The sequence below is a fragment of the Paenibacillus sp. LT-B23 genome, from assembly GCF_059417685.1.
This window is the reverse complement of the sequence record NZ_JBSQBM010000017.1, coordinates 1-15,512: the sequence shown is the minus strand read 5'-3', so window position 1 is coordinate 15,512 and position 15,512 is coordinate 1. Positions and strand designations below refer to the sequence as shown.

At 49.9% G+C, this 15,512-nt stretch carries 16 protein-coding genes and 8 tRNA genes; 1 reads left to right on the top strand and 23 read right to left on the bottom strand.

What is annotated here, in order from left to right:
* Nucleotides 1-24: 24 nt before the first annotated feature.
* Genes hisJ through ACWXW9_RS20080 form a run of 9 tightly spaced genes read right to left on the bottom strand, consistent with a single transcriptional unit; the run spans nt 25 to nt 7,611 of the window.
* Complete coding sequence (gene hisJ / locus ACWXW9_RS20120) at nt 25-849, bottom strand: histidinol-phosphatase HisJ (protein ID WP_494930859.1); 825 nt, start codon at nt 847-849, stop codon at nt 25-27.
* Nucleotides 850-885: 36 nt separating this feature from the next.
* Nucleotides 886-1,626 (bottom strand): bifunctional phosphoribosyl-AMP cyclohydrolase/phosphoribosyl-ATP diphosphatase HisIE, encoded by a 741-nt coding sequence (gene hisIE / locus ACWXW9_RS20115; RefSeq protein WP_494930858.1) that lies wholly within the window; start codon nt 1,624-1,626, stop codon nt 886-888.
* A complete protein-coding gene (hisF, locus tag ACWXW9_RS20110; RefSeq protein ID WP_494930857.1) occupies nt 1,623-2,381 on the bottom strand; it encodes an imidazole glycerol phosphate synthase subunit HisF in 759 nt (252 codons plus the stop codon). Before hisF ends, hisIE begins: the two co-directional genes overlap by 4 nt.
* An 11-nt stretch (nt 2,382-2,392) precedes the next feature.
* Nucleotides 2,393-3,124 carry a 1-(5-phosphoribosyl)-5-[(5-phosphoribosylamino)methylideneamino]imidazole-4-carboxamide isomerase gene (gene hisA, locus ACWXW9_RS20105; protein WP_494930935.1) on the bottom strand — a complete coding sequence of 244 codons (732 nt, stop codon included), beginning with the start codon at nt 3,122-3,124 and terminating at the stop codon, nt 2,393-2,395.
* Nucleotides 3,125-3,167: 43 nt separating this feature from the next.
* Entirely contained in the window at nt 3,168-3,797 is a 630-nt protein-coding gene (gene hisH / locus ACWXW9_RS20100; RefSeq protein WP_494930856.1) for an imidazole glycerol phosphate synthase subunit HisH, read from the bottom strand.
* Nucleotides 3,798-3,800: 3 nt separating this feature from the next.
* On the bottom strand, nt 3,801-4,409 hold the full coding sequence (gene hisB, locus ACWXW9_RS20095; protein ID WP_025684758.1) for an imidazoleglycerol-phosphate dehydratase HisB: 609 nt from the start codon (nt 4,407-4,409) through the stop codon (nt 3,801-3,803).
* Nucleotides 4,393-5,706 (bottom strand): histidinol dehydrogenase, encoded by a 1,314-nt coding sequence (gene hisD, locus ACWXW9_RS20090; protein ID WP_494930855.1) that lies wholly within the window; start codon nt 5,704-5,706, stop codon nt 4,393-4,395. The genes hisB and hisD overlap by 17 nt, the downstream gene beginning before the upstream one ends.
* A gap of 58 nt (nt 5,707-5,764) precedes the next feature.
* Nucleotides 5,765-6,409, bottom strand: a complete 645-nt coding sequence (gene hisG / locus ACWXW9_RS20085; RefSeq protein WP_283654133.1) for an ATP phosphoribosyltransferase — start codon at nt 6,407-6,409, stop codon at nt 5,765-5,767.
* Nucleotides 6,406-7,611 carry an ATP phosphoribosyltransferase regulatory subunit gene (locus ACWXW9_RS20080; RefSeq protein ID WP_494930854.1) on the bottom strand — a complete coding sequence of 402 codons (1,206 nt, stop codon included), beginning with the start codon at nt 7,609-7,611 and terminating at the stop codon, nt 6,406-6,408. Before ACWXW9_RS20080 ends, hisG begins: the two co-directional genes overlap by 4 nt.
* 566 nt (nt 7,612-8,177) lie before the next feature.
* Here ACWXW9_RS20080 and ACWXW9_RS20075 point away from each other — a divergent pair.
* On the top strand, nt 8,178-8,471 hold the full coding sequence (locus tag ACWXW9_RS20075) for a hypothetical protein (RefSeq protein ID WP_494930853.1): 294 nt from the start codon (nt 8,178-8,180) through the stop codon (nt 8,469-8,471).
* 114 nt (nt 8,472-8,585) lie between these two features.
* Here the strand turns inward: ACWXW9_RS20075 and ACWXW9_RS20070 are convergent, their stop codons facing one another.
* The 14 genes from ACWXW9_RS20070 to ACWXW9_RS20005 form a co-directional block, all read right to left on the bottom strand.
* A complete protein-coding gene (locus ACWXW9_RS20070; RefSeq protein WP_494930852.1) occupies nt 8,586-9,080 on the bottom strand; it encodes an acyltransferase in 495 nt (164 codons plus the stop codon).
* Nucleotides 9,077-9,730, bottom strand: a complete 654-nt coding sequence (ppaX, locus tag ACWXW9_RS20065; protein ID WP_494930851.1) for a pyrophosphatase PpaX — start codon at nt 9,728-9,730, stop codon at nt 9,077-9,079. The genes ACWXW9_RS20070 and ppaX overlap by 4 nt, the downstream gene beginning before the upstream one ends.
* Entirely contained in the window at nt 9,727-10,785 is a 1,059-nt protein-coding gene (lgt, locus tag ACWXW9_RS20060) for a prolipoprotein diacylglyceryl transferase (RefSeq protein WP_494930850.1), read from the bottom strand. The genes ppaX and lgt overlap by 4 nt, the downstream gene beginning before the upstream one ends.
* Before the next feature lie 43 nt (nt 10,786-10,828).
* Nucleotides 10,829-11,767 carry an HPr(Ser) kinase/phosphatase gene (hprK, locus tag ACWXW9_RS20055; RefSeq protein ID WP_134911655.1) on the bottom strand — a complete coding sequence of 313 codons (939 nt, stop codon included), beginning with the start codon at nt 11,765-11,767 and terminating at the stop codon, nt 10,829-10,831.
* Nucleotides 11,768-12,103: 336 nt separating this feature from the next.
* On the bottom strand, nt 12,104-13,228 hold the full coding sequence (locus ACWXW9_RS20050) for an ABC transporter ATP-binding protein (protein WP_494930849.1): 1,125 nt from the start codon (nt 13,226-13,228) through the stop codon (nt 12,104-12,106).
* Between the two features lie 103 nt (nt 13,229-13,331).
* Nucleotides 13,332-14,480, bottom strand: a complete 1,149-nt coding sequence (locus tag ACWXW9_RS20045) for a PucR family transcriptional regulator (RefSeq protein ID WP_494930848.1) — start codon at nt 14,478-14,480, stop codon at nt 13,332-13,334.
* 164 nt (nt 14,481-14,644) lie between these two features.
* Nucleotides 14,645-14,717: transfer RNA gene (locus ACWXW9_RS20040), tRNA-Lys, on the bottom strand.
* 7 nt (nt 14,718-14,724) lie between these two features.
* Nucleotides 14,725-14,810, bottom strand: a tRNA-Tyr gene (locus tag ACWXW9_RS20035).
* Between the two features lie 9 nt (nt 14,811-14,819).
* A tRNA-Phe gene (locus tag ACWXW9_RS20030) sits at nt 14,820-14,892 on the bottom strand.
* Between the two features lie 77 nt (nt 14,893-14,969).
* A tRNA-Asp gene (locus ACWXW9_RS20025) sits at nt 14,970-15,046 on the bottom strand.
* A 16-nt stretch (nt 15,047-15,062) separates the two neighbouring features.
* Nucleotides 15,063-15,138, bottom strand: a tRNA-Thr gene (locus tag ACWXW9_RS20020).
* Nucleotides 15,139-15,142: 4 nt separating this feature from the next.
* Nucleotides 15,143-15,218, bottom strand: a tRNA-Val gene (locus ACWXW9_RS20015).
* Between the two features lie 10 nt (nt 15,219-15,228).
* Nucleotides 15,229-15,305, bottom strand: a tRNA-Met gene (locus tag ACWXW9_RS20010).
* 31 nt (nt 15,306-15,336) lie between these two features.
* Nucleotides 15,337-15,428: transfer RNA gene (locus tag ACWXW9_RS20005), tRNA-Ser, on the bottom strand.
* Between the last annotated feature and the right edge of the window lie 84 nt (nt 15,429-15,512).

Here is a 15,512-nt window from a genome sequence, read left to right as displayed (position 1 = left end):
TATATATTAGGCAGAACATAGACCTCAAAGCGTCAACGGCACGGACGAGCGCTCACGCTGCCGGAATACAGCAAGCTCCCGATATCCGACCTCATGCAGAAGCGCGCGTGCCTTCTCCAAATGCTCGGACAGCTTCGCCGGATCATGAGCATCCGACCCTACCGTCAGCGGGATGCCTAGCGCCAATGCCTCCTCCAGCATGCGGCGGCTCGGGAACATCTCTGCACAGGGCTTGGATAGCCCCGATGCATTCAGCTCCATCGCCCGCCCGCTGCGGGCAACGGCCGAGAGTACAGAGCGCTCCAGCTCACGCAGCTCCTCCGCTTCCTCCGGCTTCGGATAGTGGCCAAAACGCTTAATGACATCCAGATGGCCCATGATGTCATACAACCCGGTCGCTGCCGCTTTGGAAACCACATCGTAATAAGTCCGGTACACCTCCAGCACATTTTTGCCTTCCCAATGGTGTACCTGACGGAAATCCGTTACATCCCACTCCCCGAGAAAATGTACGGAGCCAATCACATAATCCCACGGATATGCGGTGATGATGTCTTCGATTTCCTGTTCCCAGCCCTCGATGTAGTCGCCTTCCAAGCCGACACGAATGTCAATCTGTCCCTTATAGCGTTCCTTTAATTCCAGACATTCTTCCACATAACGTGGCAGCTCTTCCATAGGCATCGCCATCTCCGGATAATAGTCGGCCGGGTTAACATGCAATAGCGGCATGTGATCGGACAAGCCGAGCTGATCCAACCCCAACCGAATACCCTGCTGCACATACTCTTCCAGATTTCCTATCGCATGACCACAGCGGGCATGATGCGTATGATAGTCAATTTTCATGCGGCTCTCCCCTCTTTCAGCGCTACATCACCCATTTTAATCACGACGGGGACGCTCATGACGGCGGTTCAGCTCAGCCAGCACCTCATCCAGCGGTAGTTTGCGCTCCTGTAACAGTACCAGCAAGTGATAAATCAGATCGCTGACCTCCAGACGAAGCTCCTCATTATCCTTATTCTTGGCGGCAATGATCGTCTCGGATGCTTCTTCGCCAACCTTTTTTAGAATCTTATCCACGCCTTTGTCAAAAAGGTAGGTCGTATAGGCCCCTTCAGGACGTGTCACTTCCCGCTCCTTAATGATTGCTTCCAGTTGGGCAAGCACCTCAAAGCGGTCTGTTGCAGCATGAGTCGTGCCCGTTTGAGTCGCCACCGACGCTAGGCCCCCGGCATTTCCCGAAGCAGGAGCTACAGCCGTTCCTGGCGCGGAAATATCACGGAAAAAGCAGCTCGTTGATCCGGTATGGCAGGCAGGACCATTCGGAATGACACGGATGAGCAGAGCGTCACCGTCACAATCCAACTGGATAGAGGTGATTTTTTGCGTATTCCCCGAGGTTGCCCCCTTGTGCCACAGCTCCTGTCTGGAACGGGACCAAAACCACGTCTCTCCCGATTCCAGAGAAAGCTTCAGTGATTCTCGATTCATATAGGCCAGCGTCAATACTTGAAGCGTGGCATCATCCTGCACAATCGCTGAGACAAGTCCCGCTTCATTCCAGCGGATATTATCCAATACCTGTTCCAGAGATAGCTGCTGGTTCAATTCGTTGCTCATCGTATCTCCACTCCTCTGCGCTTCAAATCCCGTTTTAGCTCGGGAATTCCTATTTCTTTATAGTGAAAAATGGTTGCCGCTAAGCCAGCGTCCGCTTTACCCGCCGTAAACACGTCATAAAAATGCTCCTGCTTGCCCGCTCCACCGGAAGCAATGACCGGAATACCCACGGCATCAGACACCGCAGAGGTCAGCGGCAGGTCAAAACCATCCTTGGTTCCGTCTGCATTCATGCTGGTCAGCAGAATTTCGCCTGCCCCCAGCCGTTCAGCCTCCTTGGCCCAGGCCAAGGCCCGAATGCCCGATGGCGTGCGGCCTCCGTGCGTATATACTTCCCACTCGCCCCAAGCCTCGTTGTACCTGGCATCAATCGCAACCACGATACATTGTGAGCCAAAGCTGCGCGCACCCTCCGCAATCAGCTGAGGGTTACGAACAGCCGCCGTATTAATGCCGATTTTATCCGCCCCTGCACGCAGGATGCGCTTCATATCATCGACATGGGATATCCCGCCGCCCACGGTGAAGGGAATGGCAATTTCCCCCGCTGTCTGACGAACCACCTCTTCCATGGTGGCGCGACCTTCAACCGAAGCGGAAATATCCAGAAATACGATTTCGTCCGCCCCTTCCCGGTCATAAAGCGCCGCCAGCTCTACCGGATCGCCTGCATCGCGTAAGTTCACAAAATTGACGCCCTTAACTACCCTGCCATCCTTTACGTCCAGGCAGGGAATAATACGTTTAGCCAGCATGCCTACTCCCCCTATGCCTTTGCTACAGCTTGTACGGCGACCTGTAAATTAATGCTGCCTGTATACAATGCCTTACCCACAATAGCGCCGCCTACACCTTTTTGCGCATAGGCACTCAACGTAATCAGATCGTCCATCTTGCTGACACCACCGGAAGCAATTACGGTGCGTCCACTGCTTTTCGCAAGTGCCACGATAGCCTCCACATTCGGACCCTGCATCATTCCATCGCGGGATATGTCCGTAAAAATGAACGTTTCCGCGCCCTTGGAGGCCAGCTCAGCCGCCAGTTCATCCGCTCGCACCTCCGAGGTTTCGAGCCACCCTCGTGTCGCTACATAGCCATTTCGCGCATCCAGACCGATCGCGATCCGGTCACTATAGGTACCCAACACCGCTTCCGTAAAAGCACGGTCCTCAATCGCCGCCGTGCCCAAAATCACGCGGCTGACGCCCAGTGACAACAGCCGTTCCACATGCTCGCGCGTACGCAAGCCGCCACCCACCTGTACAGGTACCTGCACCGCAGACGCGATGCGTCCGATCAGCTCATCATTCACAGGTTGACCCGCTTTCGCACCGTCCAGATCGACAAGATGAATGTAGGAGCCGCCCAAGCGTTCCCATTCGCGGGCCACCTCTACCGGATTTTCGTTATATATCGTCTCCTGGTTATAATCACCCTGCACCAGCCGTACACATTTGCCATCGCGAATATCAATCGCCGGATATATCGTGAACAAAGTATGACCCCCTTGTGAGCTATTCAAAAAAACCTATGTGTAATTACGCTCGCTTTTCCGCCTCCGCCAATTCCAAAAACTGACGAAGCAGTCGCATTCCCATTTCCCCACTCTTCTCTGGATGGAACTGCATACCGTATACATGGCCTCTGCCCACGATAGCTGTTACCGGCCCGCCGTAATCGGTCACCGCCAACAAATCGCTTTCTACCTCCGGCTTGGCATGATAAGAATGCACAAAATACACATGCCCTTCCTCCAAGCCTTGCACCAACGGATGTTCCGGCTGCGTCATGCGCAGACGATTCCAGCCCATATGAGGCACCTTCACACCCAGATCAGGAGCAAAGCGCACGACCTCTCCCGGCAAAATATTCAGTCCCTCATGGCTGCCATATTCTTCGCCACGAGTGAACAACAACTGCATCCCCAGGCAAACGCCGAGCAACGGCTGTCCAGCGCTCGCGACCTCCTGAATGACCCGATCCAGGCCACTGGAACGCAAATGCTCCATAGCGTCTCCGAACGCCCCCACACCCGGCAAAATCACACCGCTGGCGGAACGTATCCCTTTCGCATCTCCTGTGACTACAGCCTCATAGCCAAGACGCTCAACCGCCTTGCTCACACTATGCAGATTGCCTCTGCCGTAATCCACAATAGCAATGGACATGGACTACAGCACTCCCTTCGTCGAAGGCACTCCCGTCACCCGCGGGTCAATGGATGTCGCTTCATCCAGTGCACGTCCCAGTGCCTTGAACACCGCCTCGATCATATGGTGGGTATTTTGCCCGTAGTGAACAATGACGTGCAGCGTCATACGAGCCTCCAGCGCGAATTTCCACAGGAATTCATGCACCAGCTCCGTCGAAAAGCTCCCTACCTGCTGTGACGGATACTCCGCTCGATACTCAAAATGCGGTCGGTTGCTAAGATCAATGACGACCTGCGCGAGCGCCTCATCCATCGGTACAAAAACGCTGGCATAGCGCTTGATTCCTTTTTTATCACCTAACGATTCCAGTAAGGTTTGCCCCAGACAGATACCAATGTCCTCCACGGTATGGTGATCGTCGATGTCAACATCCCCTCTGGCCTGTACGTTCAGGTCAAACTGTCCGTGCTTGGTGAACAAATCCAGCATATGATTCAGAAAAGGGACATCTGTCTCGATTTCGGTTTGCCCTGTGCCGTCTACCGCAAAAGATAGCTGAATATCCGTTTCGTTCGTCTTCCGGCTGACGCTGCCTGTACGTCCTGCTCCGTTATTTTCGTTCCCCATCCCCATCCACCGCCTTCTTCTCATTGTCCAATCGAACCTGTATCGCCCTTGCGTGGCCTTCCAGCCCTTCATGCCGGGCAAGCTGCATAATCGTCTCTCCATTGCGTAACAGCGCTTCCTTGCTGTAATAGATCATACTCGACTTCTTGATAAAATCATCAATATCGACCGGAGAGGAGAACCGCGCAGTTCCATTGGTCGGAATAATGTGGTTAGGCCCGGCAAAATAATCGCCTACCGGCTCCGAGCTGTACGCGCCCAGGAAAATCGCTCCCGCATTTTCAATCAGACCCACATGCTCCATCGGATTCTCTGTCATGATTTCCAAATGCTCCGGGGCAAGTTTGTTCACAATCTGGATCCCCTCATGCAAAGTGTCCACGACAATAATCGCTCCATAGGCATCAACCGATGCAGCAGCAATATCTCTGCGCGGCAGCTCTGCTAATTGGCGCTGCACCTCGGCTGAAACTTCTTCTGCCAAGCGTTGCGAGGGCGTAACCAGAATGGCCGAGGCCATTTCGTCATGTTCTGCCTGCGAGAGCAGGTCAGCCGCTACATAAGAGGCGTTCGCCGTATCGTCAGCCAGCACGACAATTTCACTTGGTCCTGCAATACTGTCGATATCCACCGCACCGTACACCTCACGCTTCGCCAGCGCTACATATATGTTGCCGGGACCGCAAATTTTATCGACCGGTTCAATACTATCTGTCCCGTAAGCGAGAGACGCAATCGCCTGTGCTCCGCCAACCCGGTACATTTCTGTCACACCCGCCTCTGCCGCAGCTACCAGTGTATATGGATCAATTCCCGCCTTGCCGCCTGTTGCCGGGGGTGTCACCATGACGATCTCCGGTACACCAGCCACCTGAGCCGGAATCACATTCATCAGTACCGAGGACGGATAAGCTGCTTTACCGCCCGGAACATACACGCCTACTCGCTTCAACGGTCGGATAATCTGACCCAGCAAGCTGCCATCCGGTTGTAAATCCATCCACGAATTACGTTTTTGCTTCGTATGAAAAGCACGGATATTGTCCGCCGCCTCCCGAATCGCCTGCAAAAAAGAAGGCTCCACCTTGTCATATGCCGCCTTCAATTCTTCCTCCGTCACACGGAGTTGCTCCGCCGTCAGCGATACACCGTCAAACGATTCCGTATACCGCAGAACAGCCGCATCTCCCTCCTGCCGTACCGAACGGATAATGGCACGAACGGCTTCATTTTGCTCCGGTGTACCGTAATCCACCTCGCGCTGGAGATTGAAATCACGGGCTGATACGATCTTCATTGTCCCTTCCCCCTTACTTGCAGCTTGCAGAATGTTCTCCTAACCATTCGCCTATTCCTTAGTCCCTGGGTGCCACCGCAGCTGGAATCACCTGATGCAATCGGTCACACAGCGCCTGAATCGGACCATTTTTCATCCGGTAGCTGACCCGATTGGCAATCAGCCGACTCGTAATATCCAAAATACTGATCTGCTCGACCAATCCGTTCTCTCTCAAGGTCTGCCCTGTTTCCACCATATCGACTATCCGGTCTGCGAGACCGATTAACGGTGCCAATTCGATAGAACCGTTCAGCTTGATAACCTCCACCTGCTGGCCTTGCTCCCGAAAATACTGGGAAGCCACATTCGGATACTTCGTAGCCACCCGCTGACGAATACCCGGCTGCCAATCCGGCAAAGCAATGACCGACATTCGGCAACGGGCAATCCCCAGATCAAGCAGCTCATACACATCCTTGTTCTCTTCCAGTAAAACATCCTTGCCCACAATGCCAATATCCGCAGCTCCGTACTCCACATACGTGGGAACGTCGACCGGCTTCGCCATAATAAACTCCATTCCCAGTTCAGGCAGCGGAATGACCAGCTTGCGCGTTTCATCCACATCCACAGGAATAGGAACCCCCGCTCGACGAAACAGCTCAGAAGCCTGCTTATAAATCCGTCCCTTCGGCATGGCTACCTTCAACGTCTCCGTCATGGCAATTCCCTCCATTGTACCGGTTGTCTTTCTTCGACTGTGTAGCTGTAAACCTCTGCGTACAAGTCCTGTTGCTCGCGGCGGCGATCCTCAGGCCCACCAGTCAGCCCTGTCACCACAGTCCGTCCTGCTCCACGAAGCTGTGCAGCGGCGGATAACGCCTCTCTGCGTCCCTGCTCATCATAACGAATGAGGACTGGGCGCTTGGCCTCGATCTGAATACCGTCCACACCATCAACGATCCGGTTCGTTTTCAACGCAAATCCCGTGGCAGGGACGGAACGACCAAACTGCTGTAGCAGATTGTCATAGCGCCCTCCATTACATACGGGGAATCCGATTTCCGCCGCATAGCCCTCAAAAGTCATTCCTGTATAATATGAAAAGTCTCCGATCATAGTAAGGTCAATTAGCACATGCTCAGACACGCCGTAACTCTCCAGCACTTCCCAGACCTCGCACAGATGTGCAATGGATTGAATCGTCTGCTGCTCGACGCTAAGACGGGTAGCCTGCTCGCAAATTTCTTTCCCACCGCGAAGCCGAAGAATAGCCTCCAGCTTATCCCGATGTTCGGTAGCCAACCCCAAGGCTTCAATTGCTGTCCGGTAGCCCACCACATCACGGTTCAATAACAGCTCCTTTAGCGCTTGCTGTTCAGCCTGACGACCCGGAATGATTTCCTCGAACAGACCGTTCAGGAATCCCACATGCCCCATAGCAATTTTAAAAGAGGACACCCCTGCCGCCTGCAACGATGCAATCGCCAGTGCCACGACCTCCGCATCAGCCTCGGGCGAGTCATCGCCCACCAGCTCCACACCTGTCTGGAAAAACTCTGCTTCTCTTCCCGCCTCTTCCTCAATCGCCCGAAATACATTTGCGTGATAAGAGAGCCTGAGCGGTACTTCCTCTTCCTTCAAGAGCGACGATACCACACGCGCAATCGGCGCGGTCATATCAGATCTCAGAACCAGCGTGGTCCCCCGGTTATTGAGCAGCTTGAACAACTTCCGATCCGAAGTAGAACTAGCCACACCCACCGTATCGTAGTATTCCATCGTAGGCGTCATAATCTGACGGTAGCCCCAACGCTCCATGCATTCGAGTACATTCAATTCAATCGCCCGCAGCTTCGACACCGCACGCGGAAGGTAATCCCGAACCCCTACAGGGATTTCAAATCCTTTTGGCTTGGTCATCTCTATCACCTCATGATTTCGCAATATCTTTATCATGGTAAAGTGCTAATAAACTAAAGTATATTCGATATATTATCATGCCCTGCCTGTGAACGTCAACCGAACGGGGCAGCCCATTTTTAGAGCTGTATTGCGAAACGGTCCCCCTCTCTTATTTTATCCATTGCCGAATTCATGAATCCTATAAGAAAAACATCTATCGTCACGGAAGCAAGACCGCGCTTAGTGGAAGTTTTTCTTGCGATTATAGAATTGTTCAGCTCCGCTGAAAATTTATAAATGCTATAATCTAAAAAAAGACTGTCGGCCTTTCAGCCAACAGTCATATCAACATATTCAACCGCTCACCTGTTCACCTTTACCCCGCGATGGAAACTTCAAAGCGTCCAACCTAAAACTTTTTAGAGTTTAAAAATCAGATATTTTAGCCCATATACTATGTTGCATTTGTAAGCGATATTATTATTTTACCATCAATAATATATTTTTACAATTATTGTTGTTTTATTATTTTATAATATATATAATGAAAGCGTACCCAAATTTTTTATTAGGAGATGACCATTTTGAGAATTAAAAGAACATTGAGCTTGGCCGCACTATCCCTTGCTTTAACTGCCTCTTTTTCTACTGCCGCTGTTTTCGCGGACGCTCCTACTAACGCACCAAAGTCACATGATGTTAGTATTAATGCTGCTTATCAAAAAATAAGTATAGTACTTCCTTTTAAGGTCGGAAGTGGAGTGCCAAAAACTCATTCTTATAATCAAGACGGCTGGTCTGGAATCTTAGATATGGTGAGCTATGAAATTTCAGGTGATACAGTCTATGTAAGATTCACTGGATATGTGTATAAATAATAATTCAACTCGTAAATAAAAAGAAAACGACTGATCACTTTTTTTCTTATAACAACGCATGAAAAAAGCCCTTTATACTCAAAGGGCTCTTTTCTTATGCTATGTGCTACTTTACTATACATCCGTACCCGATCGTCTTAATTCGCGCAGTGGGTTTCCACCCACGAATGCTCCAGCCGGCACGTCTTTATGCACAACTGCCCCGGCGGCTACTATAGCTCCATCACCTATAGTAACACCGGGCAGAATGGTCGTATTGGCGCCGATTAACACATTATTCCCGATCATCACTTTACCAATACGATACTCCTGTATGAGATACTCATGCGCCAGAATGGTCGTGTTATATCCAATCACCGAATTGTCCCCTATGGTAATATGCTCCGGGAAAAAAACATCTACCATCACCATCAGGCCGAAGGCCGCATGCTGCCCTACCTTCATCCCAAGCACTCTGCGGTAAATGACATTCTTCCAGGATAGCACGGGACAATACCGGGCGATCTGTATAAAAACAAAGTTTTTAATCCCTTTCCAGCGGCTTACCGTCCGGTAAATCTGCCACAGCGCATTGGGGCCTTCCACGGGATAGCGGTCAACCTTCCTCACGATATATCGACACCTTGAAGCTCCAGCTTCAGTAAATCCCGCATATCATGCAAAATGTAATCCGGTCCATAGCCCCGTAGAGTTTCCTCACCCTTGAGCGACCAGGCTACACCCGCCGATTTCACACCTGCGGCTTGAGCCGATAGAATATCAAAGGAACTGTCTCCAACCATCAACGTATGCTCCGCTTTGGCGTTCAAGCCAGCCAGCGCCTTAAGCACAGGTTCTGCGTGCGGCTTCGGGTGCTCTACGTCGTCTACCGTCACGATATAATCCATAGAGGAGGTCATATCGAACAGATCAAGCACACGAATCGTAGAAGGACGTATTTTAGTCGTCACAACCCCCAGCTTGATTCCCCGCGCACGCAACTCCTGAATAACCTCGATGACATACGGAAATGGCTTCACCATTTGATCGTGATGGAGCAAGTTATAAGCACGATAGCCTTTAACCAGCTCAGACACATCCTTTAATCCCGAAAACGTACGAAGCTGGTCATCCAGCGTTCCGCCCATATGAGGGATAATATGCTCCCGTGTCAGCGGGTCAGCGTCCGGGTGATTCAAAATGTGCAGAAATGAGTTGATAATCAGCTCATTCGTATCCATAATCGTACCGTCCAAGTCGAATAAAACCGTATTTATCATAGATGCTCCTTCTTGTCCTCGTCCATGTTTTCCTTGTGTAGCTTATCCGGCGCAGCCGTTATCGGAGGAATCGTATCTTGACCCGGGCGGGAAGCCTGTTCCGGCGTGACGTCAGGTACCTGATCGACTCCTACCTTGCTGGAGACAATCGGATCGCTATATTTCGGAACAGATGCACCCTTACGACGACGAACCACGATGAAAATCACAGCAGCTACAACAATGAAAATAGGGAGCAGTTGTGAGATCCGTACATTACCGTAACTCGGGTCCAGATGCCCTGGTTCAAACCCCAGCCATACCATAGGAGACCACAAAGCATTCACAAAGGAAGCCAGCCAGTCTGGTCCCTGAAAAGCCAAACTATCCGTCCGTACACGTTCGATGAAAAAACGGCCAATCGAGTACCAAATGAAGTAAAACGCAAACATTTCGCCTGCACGTACAAATTTCATACGTCGAATGACGAGCAGCAGAATCACACCTACAATACTCCACAGGGATTCATACAGGAATGTAGGATGGTGAAACACTCCGTTAACGTTCATCTGATTTACAATGAAATCCGGCAGATGCAGTTGATTCCGCAAAAATGCTTCTTCCGCCGGTCCACCGTAGGCTTCCTGATTGACAAAGTTACCCCAGCGTCCAATCGCTTGACCGATCAGCAGACCCGGCGCACAAATATCGGCAATCCGCCAGAAATTATAACCCTTATAGCGGAAATAGATGACTGCGCATATAATCGCGCCGATCAATGCGCCGTATATCGCAATACCGCCATTCCAGATTTTGAAAACATCCCATAGATTATCTCGATAATCTTCCCATTTGAAGGCTACATAATAAATACGCGCTCCAATAATAGCCGAGGGAACACCCAACAGCAGCATATCCATAAAAAATTCCTGCGGAATGCCAAATCTTTTACCTTCACGAATGGCGAGATATAAACCCACAAGCGCCGCCAGCCCCAAAATAAGCCCGTACCAATGGACCTTAATTGCCCCGATTGAAAAAGCAATCGGATTCAGCAGTAATGTTGCCGTTGACATATGTTTCCCTCACTCCTTGTTCTTCCTTGCAAACGACTCAACCTTAATCCATATCTTCCATATCTTCAGAAATTGTAGCAGTCAGCTTGTTCGTAAATTGCAGAGCTGCATTCACACCCATTTGCTTCAAACGATAGTTCATTGCCGCCACCTCAATAATAACGGCCAAATTTCGGCCTGGACGAACTGGAATCGTAACGAGCGGAACATCCGTGTCAATAATGCGTGTCGTTTCTTCATCCAAACCAAGACGGTCATACTGCTTATCCTGCTGCCATGCCTCCAGACGGACAACCAGCGTAATCCGCTTGTTGTTACGAACTGCACCTGCACCAAACAGCGTCATCACATTAATGATGCCCACGCCGCGAATTTCCAGCAAGTGACGAATCAGTTCAGGTGCCGTACCATGCAACTGAAAATCGGACGTTTGCCGAATTTCCACTGCATCATCTGCTACCAGACGATGACCGCGTTTAACCAGCTCCAGTGCTGTTTCACTTTTACCAATGCCGCTACTGCCCGTAATGAGCATACCTACACCGTACACATCACACAATACACCATGGATGGTGGCCGTAGGAGCCAGCTTTCTTTCAAGAAAACCCGTAATGCGACTTGATAAAATCGTCGTGGCCATATTAGTTCGCAATACAGGGACATCCCGCTCAGCGCTTGCCTCCACTAGTTCTGCGGGTACTTCCAGACCACGTGTGATGATGATACACGGAGTCAGCTCCGTACATAGACGCTGCATCCGATCCTTTCTTTCCTCAGGAGGAAGCATACCGAGAAAAGCCAGCTCAGACCTTCCCAAAAGCTGCACCCGCTCCTGTGTGTGGTATTCAAAATACCCGGCCATCTCCAGACCTGGACGATTCAAATCATCCACCGTGATCAGCCTGCGCAGACCTTTCTCACCGGAAATAACCTCCATTTGAAATTGCTGTACAAGCTCAGATACCTTTACCTTTTTAGCCATCGTATTCTCCCCTTCATCCTGCATGACCGGATTCTATACGTGATCTTATTTATGTAGCGTCACCCTATCAACCATACAGCCCATCCTGTGCCAGCTCAAGCCTCACCTTTTCAACATGATTTCGGGTTACCTCTGCTCATTCAGTTGGACTTGTCCAATGTTCGCCTTCAATAATCCAGCCAACAATCCATACCTGAGCCCAGACCCATACCAATGTACCCATCGTATCGGAATTTTCCAATGAATGCAATGCCGAAGCTGGAAGCTGTATGGGATATACAAAAAGAGCCGCCTTTCCCCGGCCGGGAAACTGCGGCTCTCTTTCATCGGTTGATCTTATTCGCCAACCAGAATGCTCAATTCTGATTCCTTATCAAAAATATGAACCTTGTTCATATCAACAGCCAACTTCGCTTTGACACCATCACGAGTATTGGAACGTCCATCTACACGGGCAATAATCGTATCATTTCCGGCACCACTCAGGTACAACAGCATTTCATGACCGAGATTTTCGGTAACATCCACAGTGGACATAAAGATCGTATTCGGAGAAGCCTCCAAAAATACAGGTTCTTCATGAATATCCTCAGGACGGATACCCAGGATAACTTCTTTACCGACATAACCCTTGGCTTTCAAAATCTGTCCCTTACCTTCAGGCACGAACAAATCCAGACCTGGTGCAGTGAAATGCATTGCGCCGTCCTTCTCAGCCAGCTTGCCTGTGATGAAGTTCATCGTAGGAGAGCCGATAAAACCAGCTACGAACAGATTTACTGGACGGTTGTACAGCTCATCCGGGGATGCGGCTTGTTGAATAATGCCATCCTTCATAACAACAATCCGGTCACCCATCGTCATCGCTTCGACCTGGTCATGCGTTACGTAGATAACAGTCGTTTCTAGACGTTTAGCCAGCTTCGTGATTTCCGCACGCATCTGACCACGCAGTTTGGCATCCAGATTGGACAATGGCTCATCCATCAAGAACACTTGTGGGTCACGTACAATCGCACGTCCCAAGGCAACACGCTGACGTTGACCACCTGACAGCGCTTTCGGCTTACGATCCAGCAGATGCTCGATATCCAGGATTTTAGCCGCCTCACGTACACGCTTATCAATTTCGTCTTTCTTCACCTTGCGGAGCTTCAGACCAAAAGCCATGTTTTGGTATACGTTCATATGCGGATACAAGGCATAGGATTGGAAAACCATCGCAATATCGCGATCCTTTGGAGCTACGTCATTCACGACACGATCTCCAATGTACAATTTGCCGTCCGAAATTTCTTCCAGACCAGCGATCATACGGAGCGTAGTAGATTTACCACAACCGGAAGGACCGACCAATACGAGGAATTCTTTATCTTGAATGTCCAAATTGACATCAACAACCGTAGCTTTATCTGCACCCGGGTATTTTTTGAAAATATGCTCTAAGCGTACACCAGCCATAGCTTTTGCCTCCCCAAGATCAAGTTTTGAAATCGAATACATTTCTTACTTGTATCTTACCCTAGTACCCACTGTGTGGCTATTCGCAAACTGCACAAAAATGCTATTTCCTTTTTGTCACTTTGTACAATAGTAGAAAAAGCTTGACCAAAACCGCATCATTAAACGTCCGCACATCCAATCCGGTCTCCTGTTTAATTTTGTCCAAACGGTAGATCAACGTATTCCGGTGCACATATAGGCGCTTAGCCGTCTCACTCACATTACAATCCAGTTGAAAAAAGATATCCAATGTAGCCATCGTTTCAGTGTCCTCCAATATGACGGACGACCGCATCACCTGCTCCAAAAATTGCACACGTTGCTCCTTCGGAATACGGTTTAATAACCTCTCCAAATGCAACTCCCATGAAAAGTGGATGTGCTCTGTTACATGAAAAATTTTGCCAAGATGGATCGTCTCCCATAACAAATTCAGCTCTTTGGGAAGACTTTGCAATGGTATAGACGGCTTGGATACCCCCAAATGAAATACACCTACCCACTCATTTGCAATAAGCTCGTATAAACCCAGGCTGAAAGCCGTAAGAACCTCCTCCAGCGATTCCGTAAAATCCGCATCCCTGGTTTCGACATCCTTATCCCGGTCGTCGTCTGTTCCCAACAGTAGTTCCTTTTTAGCCATAATCAGCCAAGACTGTTCATCCAGTGGAGTAAGCAGCACATTCCCGCCAAAATAACTGGCTAACAATCGATGCAACTGCGTGTAGGCAATAGCGCCTCCCTGTGTTCCTTCACCAGTCAGTACAATGGGAACCATACACGCCGACAGCGAATCCCGAAGCCCTAACTCATCAGGAACCTCTTCTTCATTCTGTAGGTTGCCAGCCTGCTGTATGAGCCACTGTCCAAAGCGCCTCATTTGTTCTTCCTCAGCATATACCGGATTATCGGGCCGTTGCGTCCCCGTCCCATCCTGCCAGAATTGCTCCATGTTCCAGAGTAGCGCCTCAACCAGCTTCCGTTCACGATCCGTCAAATGCTTTGCCTCTACCGCAAAGGCAGCCAATTCTCCTGCTACCGCACGGAACGGAAAATATATTTTACTATCACGTACAAATGACTTATCCGGTACAGCTGATTCTGCTGGCTGACCTTCTGCAATCATTTCCGGACACCAAGGCAGTATAGTAAAAGGTGCTTGAATAATATTCTGAAGCTGTTGCTGTATCCATTCCGTATCCAAAGCCACGCGATCACCACTTCACTTTTTTTAGAATAACCTCTAAGCGAACATAATGAACCTATTATAACCTGTCGATACCTTAAAATAAAAAAGCTAGTAAGAAACATAACCTAAATCCATGCAAAAATGCATACAAAAAAAGTCATCAACTATAAGTTGATGACTTTCGATGAGCCATGAAGGACTCGAACCTTCGACACCCTGATTAAAAGTCAGGTGCTCTACCAACTGAGCTAATGGCTCATAAAACTGGTGGAGGATGATGGATTCGAACCACCGAACCCGTAAGGGAGCAGATTTACAGTCTGATGCGTTTGGCCACTTCGCTAATCCTCCATATAAAGGTGGCTCGGGACGGAATCGAACCGCCGACACGAGGATTTTCAGTCCTCTGCTCTACCGACTGAGCTACCGAGCCATATCCATTAACAAAAAAATAAAGTGCGGAGGGATACCCCTTCCCACTTTAGCGCGTAAAAATATCATATTGAAAAATGGCGGAACTGACGGGATTCGAACCCGCGATCTCCTGCGTGACAGGCAGGCATGTTAGGCCTCTACACCACAGTTCCCTGAATTTTTCAAAAATGGTGCCGGCGAGAGGACTTGAACCCCCAACCTACTGATTACAAGTCAGTTGCTCTACCAGTTGAGCTACACCGGCATGATGGTGGAGGCTGAGGGGATCGAACCCCCGACCCTCTGCTTGTAAGGCAGATGCTCTCCCAGCTGAGCTAAGCCTCCTGGGTGTGTATGGTAGCGGCGGAGGGGATCGAACCCCCGACCTCACGGGTATGAACCGTACGCTCTAGCCAGCTGAGCTACACCGCCATAAGATAATATTTCGCCAGCTTGTCCTAAATGGCGGAGAGAGAGGGATTCGAACCCTCGCACCACTTTCGCAGTCTAACCCCTTAGCAGAGGGTCCCCTTATAGCCACTTGGGTATCTCTCCATATAAATGGACTCACTTAGCAAAAATTCCGCGCGTTATTCTATAAATCACCATAGTGAATTAGAATAACAAGCGTAATTTCAA

Coding starts and splice junctions, on each gene's coding strand:
- hisJ (WP_494930859.1), bottom strand. CDS start 849: ATGAAAATTGACTATCATACGCATCATGCCCGCTGTGGTCATGCGATA.
- hisIE (WP_494930858.1), bottom strand. CDS start 1,626: ATGAGCAACGAATTGAACCAGCAGCTATCTCTGGAACAGGTATTGGAT.
- hisF (WP_494930857.1), bottom strand. CDS start 2,381: ATGCTGGCTAAACGTATTATTCCCTGCCTGGACGTAAAGGATGGCAGG.
- hisH (WP_494930856.1), bottom strand. CDS start 3,797: ATGTCCATTGCTATTGTGGATTACGGCAGAGGCAATCTGCATAGTGTG.
- hisB (WP_025684758.1), bottom strand. CDS start 4,409: ATGGGGAACGAAAATAACGGAGCAGGACGTACAGGCAGCGTCAGCCGG.
- hisD (WP_494930855.1), bottom strand. CDS start 5,706: ATGAAGATCGTATCAGCCCGTGATTTCAATCTCCAGCGCGAGGTGGAT.
- hisG (WP_283654133.1), bottom strand. CDS start 6,409: ATGACGGAGACGTTGAAGGTAGCCATGCCGAAGGGACGGATTTATAAG.
- ACWXW9_RS20080 (WP_494930854.1), bottom strand. CDS start 7,611: ATGACCAAGCCAAAAGGATTTGAAATCCCTGTAGGGGTTCGGGATTAC.
- ppaX (WP_494930851.1), bottom strand. CDS start 9,730: ATGATAAATACGGTTTTATTCGACTTGGACGGTACGATTATGGATACG.
- lgt (WP_494930850.1), bottom strand. CDS start 10,785: ATGTCAACGGCAACATTACTGCTGAATCCGATTGCTTTTTCAATCGGG.
- hprK (WP_134911655.1), bottom strand. CDS start 11,767: ATGGCTAAAAAGGTAAAGGTATCTGAGCTTGTACAGCAATTTCAAATG.
- ACWXW9_RS20050 (WP_494930849.1), bottom strand. CDS start 13,228: ATGGCTGGTGTACGCTTAGAGCATATTTTCAAAAAATACCCGGGTGCA.